The 15,318-nt window shown below is 38.5% G+C and carries 15 protein-coding genes; 12 read left to right on the top strand and 3 right to left on the bottom strand.

Going from position 1 to position 15,318, the window contains the following annotated elements; translation table 11 throughout:
- Positions 1-138 precede the first annotated feature (138 nt).
- The 9 genes from C9J41_RS12400 to C9J41_RS12360 all read left to right on the top strand — a co-directional run bounded on the left by C9J41_RS12400 (position 139) and on the right by C9J41_RS12360 (position 10,096).
- Complete coding sequence (locus C9J41_RS12400; protein ID WP_105060132.1) at positions 139-810, top strand: ABC transporter ATP-binding protein; 672 nt, start codon at positions 139-141, stop codon at positions 808-810.
- Positions 791-3,250: an ABC transporter permease gene (locus tag C9J41_RS12395; RefSeq protein ID WP_107294647.1), complete on the top strand. Its 2,460-nt coding sequence runs from the start codon at positions 791-793 to the stop codon at positions 3,248-3,250. The genes C9J41_RS12400 and C9J41_RS12395 overlap by 20 nt, the downstream gene beginning before the upstream one ends.
- Positions 3,250-4,341, top strand: a complete 1,092-nt coding sequence (locus tag C9J41_RS12390) for a lipocalin-like domain-containing protein (RefSeq protein WP_107294646.1) — start codon at positions 3,250-3,252, stop codon at positions 4,339-4,341. Before C9J41_RS12395 ends, C9J41_RS12390 begins: the two co-directional genes overlap by 1 nt.
- Before the next feature lie 117 nt (positions 4,342-4,458).
- Positions 4,459-4,869: a GFA family protein gene (locus C9J41_RS12385; protein ID WP_107208239.1), complete on the top strand. Its 411-nt coding sequence runs from the start codon at positions 4,459-4,461 to the stop codon at positions 4,867-4,869.
- 21 nt (positions 4,870-4,890) lie between these two features.
- Complete coding sequence (locus C9J41_RS12380; RefSeq protein ID WP_107208240.1) at positions 4,891-5,241, top strand: hypothetical protein; 351 nt, start codon at positions 4,891-4,893, stop codon at positions 5,239-5,241.
- A gap of 87 nt (positions 5,242-5,328) precedes the next feature.
- Positions 5,329-6,588 (top strand): hydroxymethylglutaryl-CoA reductase, encoded by a 1,260-nt coding sequence (locus C9J41_RS12375; RefSeq protein WP_107294645.1) that lies wholly within the window; start codon positions 5,329-5,331, stop codon positions 6,586-6,588.
- A gap of 39 nt (positions 6,589-6,627) precedes the next feature.
- Positions 6,628-7,311: a potassium channel family protein gene (locus tag C9J41_RS12370; protein ID WP_107208242.1), complete on the top strand. Its 684-nt coding sequence runs from the start codon at positions 6,628-6,630 to the stop codon at positions 7,309-7,311.
- 63 nt (positions 7,312-7,374) lie between these two features.
- Positions 7,375-8,571, top strand: a complete 1,197-nt coding sequence (locus tag C9J41_RS12365) for a YcjF family protein (protein WP_107294644.1) — start codon at positions 7,375-7,377, stop codon at positions 8,569-8,571.
- Positions 8,555-10,096, top strand: a complete 1,542-nt coding sequence (locus C9J41_RS12360) for a GTPase family protein (RefSeq protein ID WP_107208244.1) — start codon at positions 8,555-8,557, stop codon at positions 10,094-10,096. The genes C9J41_RS12365 and C9J41_RS12360 overlap by 17 nt, the downstream gene beginning before the upstream one ends.
- Before the next feature lie 56 nt (positions 10,097-10,152).
- Here the strand turns inward: C9J41_RS12360 and C9J41_RS12355 are convergent, their stop codons facing one another.
- The 3 genes from C9J41_RS12355 to C9J41_RS12345 form a co-directional block, all read right to left on the bottom strand.
- The gene (locus tag C9J41_RS12355) at positions 10,153-11,181 is read right to left on the bottom strand and encodes an acyltransferase (protein WP_107208245.1); all 1,029 of its coding nucleotides are present in this window, start codon (positions 11,179-11,181) and stop codon (positions 10,153-10,155) included.
- Positions 11,182-11,383: 202 nt separating this feature from the next.
- Positions 11,384-12,064, bottom strand: coding sequence for a DUF3334 family protein (locus tag C9J41_RS12350; RefSeq protein ID WP_107208246.1), 681 nt, complete (start codon positions 12,062-12,064; stop codon positions 11,384-11,386).
- 166 nt (positions 12,065-12,230) lie between these two features.
- Positions 12,231-12,590: a glutathione S-transferase N-terminal domain-containing protein gene (locus C9J41_RS12345; RefSeq protein ID WP_107208247.1), complete on the bottom strand. Its 360-nt coding sequence runs from the start codon at positions 12,588-12,590 to the stop codon at positions 12,231-12,233.
- A 317-nt stretch (positions 12,591-12,907) separates the two neighbouring features.
- On the opposite strand from C9J41_RS12345, the gene C9J41_RS12340 reads away from it, so the two are divergent.
- From C9J41_RS12340 to C9J41_RS12330, 3 genes are all read left to right on the top strand, one after another.
- Positions 12,908-13,876, top strand: a complete 969-nt coding sequence (locus C9J41_RS12340) for a response regulator (protein WP_107208248.1) — start codon at positions 12,908-12,910, stop codon at positions 13,874-13,876.
- Positions 13,873-14,892, top strand: coding sequence for a GGDEF domain-containing protein (locus C9J41_RS12335; RefSeq protein ID WP_107208249.1), 1,020 nt, complete (start codon positions 13,873-13,875; stop codon positions 14,890-14,892). The genes C9J41_RS12340 and C9J41_RS12335 overlap by 4 nt, the downstream gene beginning before the upstream one ends.
- Positions 14,893-14,957: 65 nt before the next feature.
- Positions 14,958-15,302, top strand: coding sequence for a DUF3802 family protein (locus C9J41_RS12330; RefSeq protein ID WP_158259295.1), 345 nt, complete (start codon positions 14,958-14,960; stop codon positions 15,300-15,302).
- The last annotated feature ends 16 nt before the right edge of the window (positions 15,303-15,318 follow it).

Here is a 15,318-nt window from a genome sequence, read left to right as displayed (position 1 = left end):
TGACAATTGAAATAACTTTAATGACAGTGCTATTTGCTGTAAATTTGCCGCGTAAATGCGTGACGTATTTATTTAGTTATTTTAATCAATTGCTCAAATTTTAAGTAGTTGATGTGATTTCAAGTGTTGGTGATATAAATGTTACGACTCGCAGGACTCTGCAAAGGATACCGTGACGGCTCCGAATTTCATTTTGTGCTTCAAGGAACGAATTTAGATCTTGAACCCGGTGATCAAGTTGCGTTAATGGGTGAAAGTGGTTCAGGTAAAAGTACGTTATTAAACCTAATTGCAGGGCTAGATACTCCTGATGAAGGGGAGATTTGGCTGGGCAACACACCCATACATTCTATTTCAGAGCGAGAACGAACGGCCTTTAGGCGTGATAATATTGGCTTGGTTTTCCAGCAATATAATTTATTACCAACATTAACCGTTGCTGATAATATTAAATTTTGCCGTCAGCTTAAGGGATTAGCGTCAGATGATAAGTTATGGCGTCAATTGATCTCTGCATTAGATCTTATGCCGTTGTTAGAGCGTTATCCTGAAGAAATATCAGGAGGGCAGCAACAGCGTGTAGCGATTGCACGTGCTATTTATATGGAGCCTAAGATCCTGTTAGCCGATGAGCCAACGGGTAGCCTTGACGAACGCAATGCTGAAGCCGTTATTCGGTTACTTCTATCTCTCACAAAAAAACTTCACTGCACCCTACTTGTTGTAACACACAGTAAGAAAGTCGCATCACACATGCAAGGCCATGTTCGTCTGCAGGGAGGGCAACTTCATGTTACGCCCCGTAGTTAATGCGTTATGGGGGCATTATCGACGTCACCCGTTTCAAATTGTTCTTGTATGGTTAGGCCTAACGTTAGGTATTGCCTTACTTGTTGGCGTTATGGCCGTAAATCAGCAAGCCAAAGAAAGTTACCGCGAAGGTGAACAACTTTTTTCTAATCCTTTCCCTTATCGCATTCGCCACGTACAAATGGGGATGAAAGTCCCACAGGGTTTTTATATTCAAATGCGCCGAGCAGGATTGAAAACTTGCTCGCCGATGGAAGAATATCGCATCGTGACTGATCAGCAACGTGACTTTCAATTGCTAGGTATTGATCCCGTTACAATGATGTCTGTGTCAGGTTCGAATGGATTAGATGAAGGTAAGGTAGAACTGCTGAAATTGATGCGTCCACCTTATCCGATCATGATAGGTCAACAGCTCGCAAATTATATTGGCTTGTCTGATGGCAGTATGATCACGTTAGATTCTGGAAAAAAAATCGGTCCAGTCGAGATTATTCAAGACAAAAGAATGAATCAACCTCGTATGATTGCTGATATTGCATTGTTGCGAGAATTGAACCCAAGTTCTGGTTTCACTGCTGTTGTTTGCGGGGAGATGAGCCGAAAACAATTAAGTAAGTTAACTCATATTCTTCCTCCAGGATTAACCTTAGAACGTAAACAAAGTGCGAAATTAGAGCCCTTAACTAATGCATTTCACTTAAATTTGTTTGCAATGGGCATGCTATCGTTTGTGGTTGGGTTATTTATTTTCTATCAAGCGATGTCACTATCTTTTGCTCAGCGCCAGCCTTTAGTCGGTGTGTTACGTCAATTAGGCGTCACCAGTGGACAAATAGCGAAAGCGTTAGTTTTTGAATTAATCGCTTGGATTGTTTTAGGCTTGATTGGCGGTAATTTATTGGGCTTGTTATTAGCTCAGCAATTACTGCCTAGTGTCGCAGCATCTCTCAATGATCTTTATAGTGCTAACGTTAGCTTGCAAATTCAGTGGCATTGGATGTGGGGACTGGCAAGTTTAGCCATTGCTTTCTTTGGTTGTGCGTTTGCCTGTACTTGGCCTTTGATCCGGTTAGTGAGATCGCAACCATCACGACTCGCAGCTCATTTGTCTTTAATTCGCTTTAGCGGTCGAGAATTTGCGTGGCAAGCATTGTTTTCAGGTATCTTCATGTTGATTGCCTTTGGCATCTATCAACTGCCTCATGGACAACTAGCTGGCTTTGCGCTGATTGCATTTATCTTGATTGCTTCAGGCTTATTCATGCCATATCTGATGTGGAAATTGTTTTTATGGCTCGGCAAGCTTTGTCGCTCGGCACAATTACGATGGTTTTTTAATGATGCCGCGGCAAGTTTGAGCTATCGAGGTGTTGCTGCGATGGCATTTATGCTGGCTTTAGCATCAAATATTGGTATGGAAACCATGGTGGGTAGCTTTAGAAACACCACTGAAAGTTGGCTAGAGCAACGGTTAGCCGCTGATATTTATATACGTCCATCAATGAATATGGCACCACGTATCTCTAAGTGGTTACAAGACCAACCAGAAGTTGCGCAAGTTTGGTGGAGCTGGCAAAAAGAAACGCCGTCTGACGCTGGTACTATTCAAGTCATGAGTATTGGTGATACTTCTGGCGAGAAAAAAGCGTTAGTCGTTAAAAAAACAACTTATGACTATTGGAAGACACTGCATAAAAGCCGCTCGGTTATGGTGAGTGAGTCTATAGCACTTAAAAATCATTGGGATGTCGGAGATATCATTAATTTGCCCGCACCGATGAATAAAGGTTGGAAAATTGTCGGTATTTATTATGACTATGGTAACCCTTATGGTCAGGTATTAATTTCACAGTCTAAGTGGCAGCGTTTCTGGCCCCATTCTGGGCAAGTTGGATTAGCTATTCACCTTAATAAGAACGCAAACCCAGATAAATTACTTGCCGATCTTGGTGCTCGTTTCCGTTTACAACCTGAACGTATTCGTAATAATGCAGCCTTGATGAAAGAGGCGATGGGGGTTTTTGATCGCACGTTTGTTGTGACCTCAACACTGGGACATTTAACCTTGTTCATTGCGATATGTGGTTTATTTTTTGCCACAATAGCAGGAGAAGTATCACGTCAACGTCAGTTTGCGTTGCTACGTTGCATGGGAATGACAGGACGAGAATTGGCGTTACTTGGTGGTGGGCAGTTGCTGTTTATTGGCGTGATGACGTCGTTGATAGCATTGCCGCTAGGCTTGTTTCTTGCCCAGCTATTAATTGATGTGGTGCTTAAATACTCCTTTGGTTGGACAATGCCAGTGCAATATTTCCCTGTGGATTATTTGACGACATTGGGTACTGCCTTATTAGCCTTGTTGGTGGCTGGAGCGTGGCCTGTTTGGCGTTTGGTTCGTCGCTCTGCAATCTTGTCTTTAAGGGAGTCATTCTAATGAAGATGTCATTAATATGGCTCTGTCGCGTTGTAGTTACCATAACGTTAGCGTTGCTTTTAAATGCTTGCGATAACCAAAAACCACCGAGCAAATCTGTGGAATCACTAACTCAATCAACCGACTATGTTTTTGAGCCTGTAGTGAAAGGTAACAAGCTGCAATTTCCTAAAGATTATGGTTCACATCCTGAATATCGTGCTGAATGGTGGTATTTCACCACTAACCTTGAATCTGAAAGTGGCAAGCAAATAGCGTTGCAATGGACATTATTCCGAATGGCGACGGGGGATGAAGAAACCAAAGGTTGGAAAACGCCACAAATGTATATGGCACATGCGGTGATCACAACTGATAAGAAAACATGGCGAGCAGAGCGTTTTGCCCGCGGTGGAATAGGGCAAGCAGGGGTGGTATTAAACCCATTTCGAGCATGGTTAGATAATTGGACATGGCGCTCAAAAGATAATTCACCGTTTCCCGGTAGGCTTGAATTTGCTGATGATAATATGAAAGCAATTTTAGATATCACACAAGCGGGAACGATAGTTTTACAGGGTGATAATGGCTATAGCCGGAAACACCCACTGCTAGATATTGCCTCTTATTATTACAGTGCGCCCTTTTTGAATGTAAAAGGGATGCTAGAGCTTGATGGCGAAACCTATCGCGTAAAAGGCCAAGGTTGGTTTGATCGTGAATGGAGTAGCAGTATGCTTAGCTTGCAGCAGCAGGGATGGGATTGGTTCTCTATTCACCTTGATGATGGCAGTGCATTGATGGTTTCTCAACTACGTGAACACGGTAAAAAGCCTTACTTTTTTGGTTCTCGTTCTTGGAAAAATGGTAAAGTGGTTAAGCTTGATAACCACCAGATCCGCATGAAACCGATTAAATATTTTTCCGTTAAAGGAAAGCAGTTCCCGTTAATATGGGAAATCGAGATACCATCACAATCCATAAAGATTAAAACTACCGTTGTTCGTCGAGAACAGTGGTTACCTTTTATTTTCCCTTATTGGGAAGGACCTATTCGGGTCAGTGGTAGTCATAAAGGAAAAGGCTTTATGGAGCTTACCGGATACGAATAATATTGATAAAAGCCGACGAGTTCGGCTTTTTTCTTATCTGATATTTGTGAACAAGATCTAAGTTTAAATTCAAGGCACTGTTACTGTGATATTTTACTTGAAAGTGAGAGATTATTTGTGGAAATAAAAGCGCAATGCCAGTGTGGTCAGGTTTCTTATGTATTAAAAAATAAGCCATTAAAAGTCTTTGCTTGTCATTGCAAAGAGTGCCAAAAACTATCAACTAGCCCATTTAGTATTACAGCGGTGATTGCTGCAGAAGATATTACATTTAGTGGTGAATTAAAAATGTGGAGTCGTGAAGCCGATAGTGGCAACACCAATACGGCGGTATTTTGCCCTGAATGTGGTAATCGTATTTATCATTTTAACCCTGATGATCGCTCTACAGTTAAGCTTAAACTTAAGCCTGTTGCTTGCGTTGACGATGTTATGTTCAAGCCACAAATGCATGTTTGGGTAAGTGAAAAAGTGAGCTGGTATCAATTACCTGAAAATGTACCGTGTTATCCAAAGCAACCTCACTAAGCCCATTTAAAAGAGGTTTTAATGAATTTTACTTCTATTGATGATGGTGAAATCTTGCTGTTAGCAACACCTATAATGGATAACTTAATGGATGCGTCAACAAGGCAAGATCATTCAGCACACGTTCGCGATTTTACTCCGCGATTAAAGGCTATTGTGACGAAAGATTACCTTAAGCAAGTGTGTGAACAGTACCAATCTGAAAAGGGCTTTTTTACTGAACGCTTTCCTGTTGCTGTGTTTAAAAGACCTGATTCTGTTGTTATTGTGTGGAAGCAATTTTTCAGCAAAGCAGAAGGTGAGTTTATGGCTGAAATGGTATTAGTTTGCCAAGAGGACCGTATTCTTTGCGACCATGTTATGGTGCTTTAGTCTCTCAATTTAAATCTTATCTGGCATGAGCAGTGAATGGTGCGTTTAGCGATATAATACGCATTCATTTAGTAATGTGTTGTATTCATGCCAAAATTTAACTTACATCGTCCGGATTATGTGACCTCCATGTTAGGTCAGCTTTCTTCTTCGCAATTACATCAACGCCTTGATCCCATAGTAAAACAATTAACAAAAAAGTTACCGCGTAACCCATATATCAGTGATCGTATCATCGCCAAACGCTGGGAAGTGTTGAATAACATTAACTCTCAAACTATTTTGTATGATACCGAAACTCAGCAACAACAGCATTGCTACGAAAAGAACATAGAAAACTTTATTGGCTCAGTAAAGTTGCCGTTAGGTATTGCAGGGCCTTTAAAAGTGAATGGTCTATTTGCTAGTGGTGAGTACTTTGTGCCATTAGCAACAACAGAAGCGGCATTAGTTGCATCTTATCATCGTGGGGCTCTTCTGATCAGTGAAGCAGGAGGAGCAAGTGCTATATTGTTAAATGAAGGCGTAACACGAGCACCAGGTTTTGCGTTTGAATCACTTGTACAGGCGAGCAAATTTATTACTTGGGTCACAACACAATACGATACTTTTAAAACGATTGCAGAATCAACCACGCGCTACGGTAAGCTATCAGACATTAATTTGAGCATGGAAGGTAATCATGTTTACTTGGTATTTGAATATCTAACCGGTGACGCATCTGGTCAAAACATGGTGACGATTTCAACTAATGCCGTTTTTGAATATATTCTTGCTAATACACCGATTAAACCTGTTGAAGCCTTTCTAGACTGTAATTTATCTGGTGATAAAAAAGCAACGGCACAAACGTTGCGTTCGGTTCGTGGGAAGAAAGTGACTGCTGAAGTACATTTAAGCCGTGAGCTAGTGAAGAAATATCTTCATACAACGCCTGAGAAAATGGTCGGCTTTGGCAAAATGACCACAGTAGGCGGTGCGTTAAGCGGTACTATCGGTGTTAATGCACATTATGCGAATGCGCTTGCTGCATTTTATATTGCATGTGGGCAAGATGCGGCATGTGTTGCGGAATCTTCTGTTGGTATAACGCGAATGGAACTAAATCAACATGATGTGCTTTGCGTATCGGTGACATTACCCAATTTAATGGTAGGGACTGTAGGTGGAGGAACACATCTCCCTAGCCAAAAAGCGTGTTTAGAACTATTAGGTTTATATGGAAGTGGCCACTCTCAAGCATTAGCAGAAGTGTGTGCCGTTTTATGTTTAGCCGGTGAACTTTCAATTATTGGAGCTTTTTGTTCAGGCCATTTTGCCAAAGCGCATCATCGGTTAGCACGATAAGCTTAATTAGATGGTATATTACATGGAGTATAGAATACTGTGTTACAAAAAAAGATAGAACAAATTAACTCGCAGAATAATTTCTTTTTTCTGACGATAGCTTTAATAAGCTTATTAATTAGTGCGTCACTAGAAAAAGTGATCCCGCATGGCATAGTTCAGTATGCGTTAGAGGCCTTTACTGTCATTACGTTTATTGTCTGCTTATTAAGCTTACGTTTTGATAGGTCATGGTTTCGTTTTTTAACATCTTTGGTCGGAATCTGGATTATGGCGATGATTGCTAGAATCCTATTAGGTATTGAAGAAATTGAAATTATTATGCTATCGCTGATGTTTGTATTCTTTTTTGGCACGTTTAAATCTATTATGCGTCAGATCCTGTTCACAGGCTCAATAAATACCAATAAGATCATTGGCTCTATGGCATTATTTTTATTGCTTGGATTAATGTGGGCGATTGCGTATTTGATTCTTGTTCGTGTTTTCCCCGATTCAATTCATGGTATCAATTCAGGGCCATGGCATGAAAATTTCTCTGATGCGGCGTATTTTAGTTTTGTTACCTTAACGACATTAGGTTATGGCGATATTTTACCGGTCTCTTCGATTGCGAAAGTTTTCGCATATTTAGAAGCTATTGTCGGCGTGTTTTATATGGCAATTGTAGTATCGAGTTTAGTCAGTTCTAGTGGCAGTAAGCATTTAGGTCGTGATGAGTAGTTAACTATCGTTTGATAAAAGCGATAGTCGTTGTTTTTGAACGTTATTGAGTATTTATAAACAATGAATCGTTTTTTCAAGAAAGTTTATGATTATATTAACCCAACGGTTAATCCAGAGCTTGAGCCCGCATTCGATGAATGGCAAAAGCATATTCCAACATTATGGCTTTTGGGTAAAACAGGTGCGGGTAAATCGACGGTTATTCAAGCCATCACAGGAAGTAGTGCGGTTGAGATCGGTAACGGTTTTCAACCGTGCACACGTACTGCAGAAGTTTACCAATACCCAACAGATAGCCCATTAGTTCGTTTTCTAGATACCCGAGGTTTGGCAGAAGCTAATTATGATCCTGCTGAGGACATAGCGATGTGTAGCGGTAAAAGCCACGCATTGATCGTTATCATGAAAGCTGAAGAACCAGAACAATCATCCGTTCTTGAGGCGTTAAAAACCATTAAGCGTTCAGGCAAAATTAAACATTTATTGGTTGTTCACACGGCAATAAATAGCCTGAATGATAGCCAAGAACGCGAGCGAGCCATTTTTTATAATCATCAGCGGGTTATGGAAGTATGGGGTATTAAAGAGTCCGTATGGCAAGCGAAAAACACGGATGAACAATTAAATACTTATCAGCCAATTGGGGTTGATTTGATCCCTGATGAGCAACAGTACATCGGCTTAGATACCTTAAACTTAGTGCTTTCTGAAACGCTGCCTATGTTGAGCCTTCTCTCAAATAAACAGGCACACAGTAATAGAGAAGAGCAAAACTTCGAGCGATTACGTAAAGAAGTCTTATGGTATGCAGGTGCTGCAGGCGCGAGTGATGCGATTCCAGCCATTGGCTTATTTACGGTTCCAGCTATTCAAGGAAAAATGTTACACAGCCTTGCCAATCAATATGGTGTGACGTGGAATAAGAAAGACTATGCAGAATTTATTAGTATGCTTGGTTCTGGTTTCTTATTGCATTATATCTCCAAGTTAAGCGTTAATCAGTTAGTAAAATTTATTCCCGCTTATGGGCAAACTGTCGGTAGTGCGACGGCTGCCGCAATGAGCTTTTCATCCTCTTATGCGATTGGCCGTGCCGCCGCTATGTACCTCTACCACCGGAGTAAAGGTGAAACCGTATCGAAAGAGTTATTAAAGACAACTTATCAACAAGCGTTTAAATCAGTTAAAAAAGTGGCTGACCAGCAAGTTAATCAAAATAATCTTGATAGTAAGGATAGCCATGAAGCGCGTAAATAAGAGTTATCAACTTATTAGTCAGTTATCAGATGGTTTTATTCCGCTGGTGGCTGTTGCTATTTTATTGCCAGTTGTCGTGTTATCAGGCTTTGGTATTGTCGCATTAATCAATAATGGTCAATGGATACTGTTTTTCGCTTTAATTGCAATTTCGTGTTTGATTGTTTTTGTCCCTTATTGGTTTATTCGCCGAAAAAGAGTAGTGAGTGATGCTGTCAGTGATGATTTAGCCCCATTGCATGTGGAAGGTAATCCTCAATGGGGAGCGCATGAAAATCAGGTGTGGCAAGAAGTGACATTGATCATTCAGCAACAACTGAGTGATGCACCTGAGTGGGAGTCATTACAAGCGCATGCATATGTCTTAGTTGCAGAAGTCGCGGATCGTTTTAATAAAGGTAAATCAGCCCAACGCCTATCTTTTACTGCTCCTGAGTTTTTACTTATGGTGGAAGAAGTAAGTCGGCGTTATCGTTATTTTTTACAAGAGCATGTGCCATTTGCTGAGAAAATAACATTAAAGAGCCTTCAGCAAGGCTATCAGTTAAAGGATAAAGTGGGCTATGCGAAATCTGCCTATGATGTCTATCGATTATTTCGTATTGCAACACCAACAGGATGGTTAGCAGAAGCGCGCGGATTAGTGTTAGGTAAGCTGTTTGATGATGTCAGCTTAGAAGTGCAAACCAAACTAAAAATGACCTTGCTACAAGAAGTTGCCTCAGTCGCCATCGATCTTTATAGCGGTCATTTCAAACTTGATGATGCTTCCGTTCCGCACAGTAAAATGCATGACAAAGATCAACAGGCTGGAGCGGTTCCTATTGAACCACTACGTGTTGCAGTAATAGGGCAAATTAGTGCGGGTAAATCATCTGTGGTTAATGGTTTACTAGGGGAGATGTCGGCAGAAATTAGTGCGTTACCTTCAACAGATAAAGCAACAACCTATCGTTGCGAAGTCGAAGGAACCGATGTGATTAATTTAATTGATCTACCTGGTATTGACGGTACTGAAAGTATTAATCAAATGCTGTTAAAACAAGTTACGCAAAGTGATGTGGTGTTGTGGGTACTTAAAGCGAATCAATCATCGCGCCAAGCTGATATTACGTTAAAACAGATGATTGAAGAGTTTTATACACAACCGAAAAATCAGCATCGTAAAGCACCAAAGATCGTTGTTCTTGTTAATCAGGTGGATAAGCTGAAGCCTGTTGATGAATGGTTACCCCCTTATGATTTGAATGATATCCAAACCAAGAAAGGGGAAATCATTTTAGATGCCGTTAATTACAACCAAAACTTGATGAAAAGCGACACTATCATTCCATTATCTGTTAGTAGTGAAAGATTGACTTATAACTTAGATGTACTTCAAGAGACGATTCAAGAGGTGTATCAAGAAGGTATCAATACCCAGTTAAATCGTCGTCGTATTGATGGCGATCGTATTGATTATACCGAGCAAGCTCAACGATTGTATCGATTAGGCAAACTGGTTTTTGATGCTGCAGTAAAATAAAAATATGTAAATGAACAAAGCCCTCAAGTGTAAACGAGAGGGCTTTTTTCATGCTGTTAGCGAACTAATAGATACCCAAAAGGGAGTTTCCGTAAGAGCTTCACTAAGAGGAATGAAATGATAAAAGCAAAAGGTAATGCTAAAAAGCTGGATAATATCGGATTGATATTAAGCATGAAAACCAAATTAAAAAAGTAAATAACAATAAGTAAATGACAGAGGTATATACCTAAAATATCTTTACTAAATGCTGTTGGCTTTAACTGTTCTCCAAAATTAGACTTATCTTGAAGAAATAAGAAAATCCCTACAGCCCATACTGGTGAACTTAATAAGAAATCATGATAAAAGGCACCATTAGCAAAGAAATAGAGGTAATTTGCCTCTATTAAAAATACAGCAAAACCAATACTAGCAATAATTAAGCTTAGTTTGGTATTCAATGTTATCTGGCGACGATGTATTTCATAACCTAATACAACAAATAACGTACTAAAAAAGGGGCCGTTACGGGTTAAAATTGGTGCTTCTATATTTGTAATTGGAACATAGCTGCCTGCAGCACAACCATAAATGAATAATATTAAACCAACAGGTAATAGTAGGTTATCAAGGCGATATTTATGTAACAAGGTTATGATACCTATCGCGCAAATTAGAGCAGGGATGTACCACAAGTGTACAAGAGAACCTTCAAACAAAGTATTTATTGGGTTTGCAAGTAAACTATTCCAGTGATTACTGCGCTCAGCAAGGTAACCGTCACTGAGTAGTATCGAAAAGTTAAAAGGGATTATTAGAAAAACAACACTCCAACTTAACCACATAATGAGCAGAGGTTTTGCGTACTTTACTAAAACATCTTCTTTTGACGTGCTGGCGACTAATTTTGGGTAATAAAAATAACCTGCAATAATGAAAAATAGCGGCACAGCAAAACGACTCATTTGATTTAAGAACATCCCAATGAGGGGCTCTCCGAAAATCAACGGTGTTTTCATAAAGACTTGACTGTGTAAGCCTATAATTGCGAGTAAAGCAATGAGTCGCCCAGATTCAAAACTAGTAATACGCTTGTGTGTCATTACAGCATTCTCATCAAATAATTTCGCAAAGAAGGTAAACTTAAAAGTCTATTTTGTAAATTAAACTGAAGGGGAAAAGAGTGGTTAGCAGGAGGAATAGATATAAAATGTGACTAATATCTCACACCGATATTTGTTTTGAGAAAAGGCAATACATGAGAGTAATATATTGCCTATTAAATATTCATTAAAACCTATTAGATTAAATGCCTAGTTGATCAAAGAGATCTTGGTCGTTAATATCTTTTAACGTTTGATTTTTAGCATTTTCCTTTTGTTGTTCAAGCTTGGCTGATTCAAAAATGCTGTCGGTGTCTTGAGTGTCTTGTTCAAATTCTTCCAGTTGGATAAATTCGGTTTTATCCATAGCAAATTCAAGATAGAAAATGTTGTTCTTGGCTGTAGTAAAGCTAACACGACGAGCTTGAGGGCGATCTAAGTTGGTATCAACAGATAATAAGATTTGTTTGTTGAGTGCTAACATTTTTGGTTGGTTCTGAGTAATTGAGACTTTTAACTCACGTCCGATCTTACCCGTAAAATCCCCAACGACTTGATTCATTAATTCACCAAGAATATTCGCAACCTCATCAGAGGTATGATGTACAGCGAGCTCATCTTCAGAAATCCCCATACGTAGCATATATTCTTTATAAAGCTCCATTGCTGCTTGGTTGGTAAAGTTTGTAACGACTAAACCAGTAAAACCGCCATCAAATAGTACAAAGCAGCCAATATCAGGTTTTAAACTTGTTTTATTAATTTTTTGTACCATGGCGGAATAGGAAACGTCAGTTTCTGTTGCTTTAGATAAGACATCGGAAAGTGATTGGCACAGTTTTAATAGAATATCATCAGTAGTGACGGTTTTTAATTTTCTCATTGTACGTCCTGTTGTATCAAGATGTTGAAGGCAGCTACTAAATAGTTGCTTTAATAAAGTGGAGAAGATGCCGATAAAACAATAACGGTTGTTTATCGGCATCAAAAGAGGGAACTTTAGTCGTTGTTATTAAAAGGTTATTTGGGGAGGATTTTAACTCTGTAACCTAGCCATTAAAACGTTTTTGAAGATAGGCGATAATATCGCTAGACTCATACATCCATTCAACGCCGTCTTCTTTTTCAATGCGTAAACAAGGAACTTTGCGCTTACCGCCTTGTTCGATTAATTCTTGCTCCCAAGGTGATACTTTTGCATCACGTGTTTCTAACGGTAAGCTTAGTCGTTTAGCTTCGCGACGTACCTTTACACAAAAAGGGCATGCATCAAATTGATATAACTTGAGTTTAGCTACCGCTTTGTTGACCTCATTTTGCTGTTCGGAAGAACGTTTTATCCCGCGAGGAGAAAAAATAAAATTTAGGACAAGAATAATACGCCCAAGAATCCAGCGAATAACCTTCATACTGACAAACCTTACATAATTAATATAGTGTTAATTTATTTTCATACATCCAAATGGACAGTATTAGAATACCGTGAAATTATGGTCATTTATAGTCATCTTATTATAACGGCAACATCACTTTACGAGTATAAATACAAGCTTATCCGAATATCATCGATAAACTTATCACTCTGTTGTAATGTAATTTTTGGAACCAAAGTCAAAAATTAGACCAATGTCACTTATCAACTAAATTTCATAACCAAATGATAGATATTTGTAGCAATATCTCTATGATATTTTTATTAATGTTAAAAAGATCCTAATCTATTGTTATGGCGAAAAATATACTAATTTGTGATGACTCACCGCTAGTCCATAAATCAATGACGCGTTTGTTGAAGGATAGCTATGACATAAATTTATATTATGCTGAAAATGGTAGTGATGGCCTAGATAAAATAGCTAAAAATAATATTGATGTCGTTTTTCTAGATCTGACTATGCCTATCATGGATGGTTTTGAAGTATTAAAACGACTTCCGAGTTTCAGTTATAAGCCTACAATTGTGATTATTTCTGCAGATGTCCAAAAAGAAGCAGCAAGGCGTTGTTTGATGCTTGGTGCCGATTATTTTTTGTCAAAGCCATTTGACAAGAAAAAGCTCAAACAACTGTTATCGAATTTACAAATCACGGTGTTAACAAATACAACCGCGAACGATAACACTTTATCTGTTGATTATATTGAAGGTTTTAGAGAAATCGCAAATATCTCACTTGGTCGTGGTGCTGCAATTATTTCAGACCATCTTGGGGAGTTTATTAAAATGCCATTGCCATATGTCGCCACTATGCAAAGTAGCGATCTTGCTATGACAATTGCTGATATTCGTAGTGATCATCAATCAATTGCAATTGCTCAGCGGTTTGTCGGTGGTGGTATTCATGGTGAAGCTTTAGTTGATTTACGCGGTAAAGATATTCTTTCGTTTGGCGAAAAATTGGGTTTTAGTCAAACAAATGAAGATAAAAATGAAGTTGTTATTGATATTAGTAATATCATGGTTTCTTCTTTTCTCGTTGCTTTATCAGAACAAATAAGTATTCCATTCTCAGTTCGGCAGCCAATCATTTTAGAAGAATATATGAATTTGAGTCAGAAAGAGCATGAAGAGAGTGATTTTTTTACCGTGGAATACGTATATAAAGCTGAAACACTGGATCTTGAATGTGAAGTACTATTTATGATGGATAGTCACTCCACTAAAGTTATTCACCAGATTATGGAAACATTAAATTGAGTGATATTTCATTAGCTGATTTTCATTTAACCATGCAGGTCCTTGATCATTTGGATGCAGGGATTGTGATATTGGATAAAGATTACAATGTATATGCATGGAATACATTTATGCAGGCATATAGCGGTATATCAACCGATCAAATAATGGGTAAGCCTTTATTTGATGTTGTAGAGAATTTACCTAAGAATTGGCTAAAAAATAAAATATCATCAACATTTAAATTACGAATGCGCTCTTTTTCTGCATGGGAAGATCGTCCTTGGGTATTCAAGTTTAGTAATTTTAGTCCAATCTCTGGAGGTGCTGATTTCATGTATCAAAACATGACATTAACACCTTTGAAGTCTTTGACTGGTGAATATACTCATATCTGTTTAACGATTACAGATGTCACGGATATAGCTAAAAATAAAAACCACCTAAGGGAGTCAAACGAGCAATTAACTCATCTTAGTATCACAGATCGATTAACCCAGCTGTATAATCGTGGGCATTGGGAAAATTGTTTAGTTGAAGAGTTTGAACACTATCAGCAAATGCATCAATCGATGACACTAGTTATGTTTGATATCGATCATTTTAAAAATGTTAATGATACTTATGGCCATGTTGCTGGTGATGCCGTCATTAAAACGATTGCTGACATCGTTCGAAAAGCAAAACGGCAAAGCGATATAGCAGGGCGCTATGGGGGAGAAGAGTTTGGTGTGATTTTACCTGGAACTACGGCAGATATGACCAGCTATTTTACTGAAAGATTACGTAAAAAAGTAGAAAAGGCGAATGTTGTTGTTGATGGTAAGACAATTAATGTCACGATAAGTTTAGGTGTGTGCCAGTTACACCCAGGTATAACCAACTATGAATCATGGCTAGAACAAACTGATTCTGCTCTGTATGAATCGAAGAATAAAGGACGAAATCAAACGACAGTAATGCAAGCGGATGGTAAATTTACTTCACTAGCGACAAATGTAAAAAATATCAATGAATTCAATAGAAATATTGGTTAATGAAAAAATAAAGAGTAAAGTATATAAAAATTTTCTGATTATATATGGATAGTATTGTGGAAAATCTGGTCGTAAATACAGAAGGATATGAAGCTTTAGTTGAGTATTTAGCCTCAAGTTTAACCTTATTTGAAGGGTTATCCGTATCTGAAAAAAGCATTACTATAGAAGATGTCGTCACTGATTTAATCGCAACGCAATTGATGACCGTATTTTCGCAAAACCCTGATATTGAGCAAGATGTTCGTTTTCAGTTAATGCAAGAAGCTGATTTAGTTCTTGCTGATCTCAATCAAGTTCTTGAAGGAATTTGGTTATGTGAAGCTTCTGATGTGCAAATTAGTTTCTTAGAAGACTTTATTAGTTTAGTAAAAAACTTATTTGACTCAGCAATTTTAAAAATTTATTAAAAATTTTAATGTAGTT

The organism is Photobacterium sp. GB-50, from assembly GCF_003026755.1.
Classification (GTDB): domain Bacteria; phylum Pseudomonadota; class Gammaproteobacteria; order Enterobacterales; family Vibrionaceae; genus Photobacterium.
This window is presented reverse-complemented; position numbering and strand designations above follow the sequence as displayed.

Bases quoted from the DNA above. Each gene is read 5' to 3' on its own strand.
- C9J41_RS12400 (WP_105060132.1), top strand. From the start codon at position 139: ATGTTACGACTCGCAGGACTCTGCAAAGGATACCGTGACGGCTCCGAA.
- C9J41_RS12395 (WP_107294647.1), top strand. From the start codon at position 791: ATGTTACGCCCCGTAGTTAATGCGTTATGGGGGCATTATCGACGTCAC.
- C9J41_RS12390 (WP_107294646.1), top strand. From the start codon at position 3,250: ATGAAGATGTCATTAATATGGCTCTGTCGCGTTGTAGTTACCATAACG.
- C9J41_RS12380 (WP_107208240.1), top strand. From the start codon at position 4,891: ATGAATTTTACTTCTATTGATGATGGTGAAATCTTGCTGTTAGCAACA.
- C9J41_RS12375 (WP_107294645.1), top strand. From the start codon at position 5,329: ATGCCAAAATTTAACTTACATCGTCCGGATTATGTGACCTCCATGTTA.
- C9J41_RS12365 (WP_107294644.1), top strand. From the start codon at position 7,375: ATGAATCGTTTTTTCAAGAAAGTTTATGATTATATTAACCCAACGGTT.
- C9J41_RS12360 (WP_107208244.1), top strand. From the start codon at position 8,555: ATGAAGCGCGTAAATAAGAGTTATCAACTTATTAGTCAGTTATCAGAT.
- C9J41_RS12355 (WP_107208245.1), bottom strand. From the start codon at position 11,181: ATGACACACAAGCGTATTACTAGTTTTGAATCTGGGCGACTCATTGCT.
- C9J41_RS12350 (WP_107208246.1), bottom strand. From the start codon at position 12,064: ATGAGAAAATTAAAAACCGTCACTACTGATGATATTCTATTAAAACTG.
- C9J41_RS12345 (WP_107208247.1), bottom strand. From the start codon at position 12,590: ATGAAGGTTATTCGCTGGATTCTTGGGCGTATTATTCTTGTCCTAAAT.
- C9J41_RS12340 (WP_107208248.1), top strand. From the start codon at position 12,908: ATGGCGAAAAATATACTAATTTGTGATGACTCACCGCTAGTCCATAAA.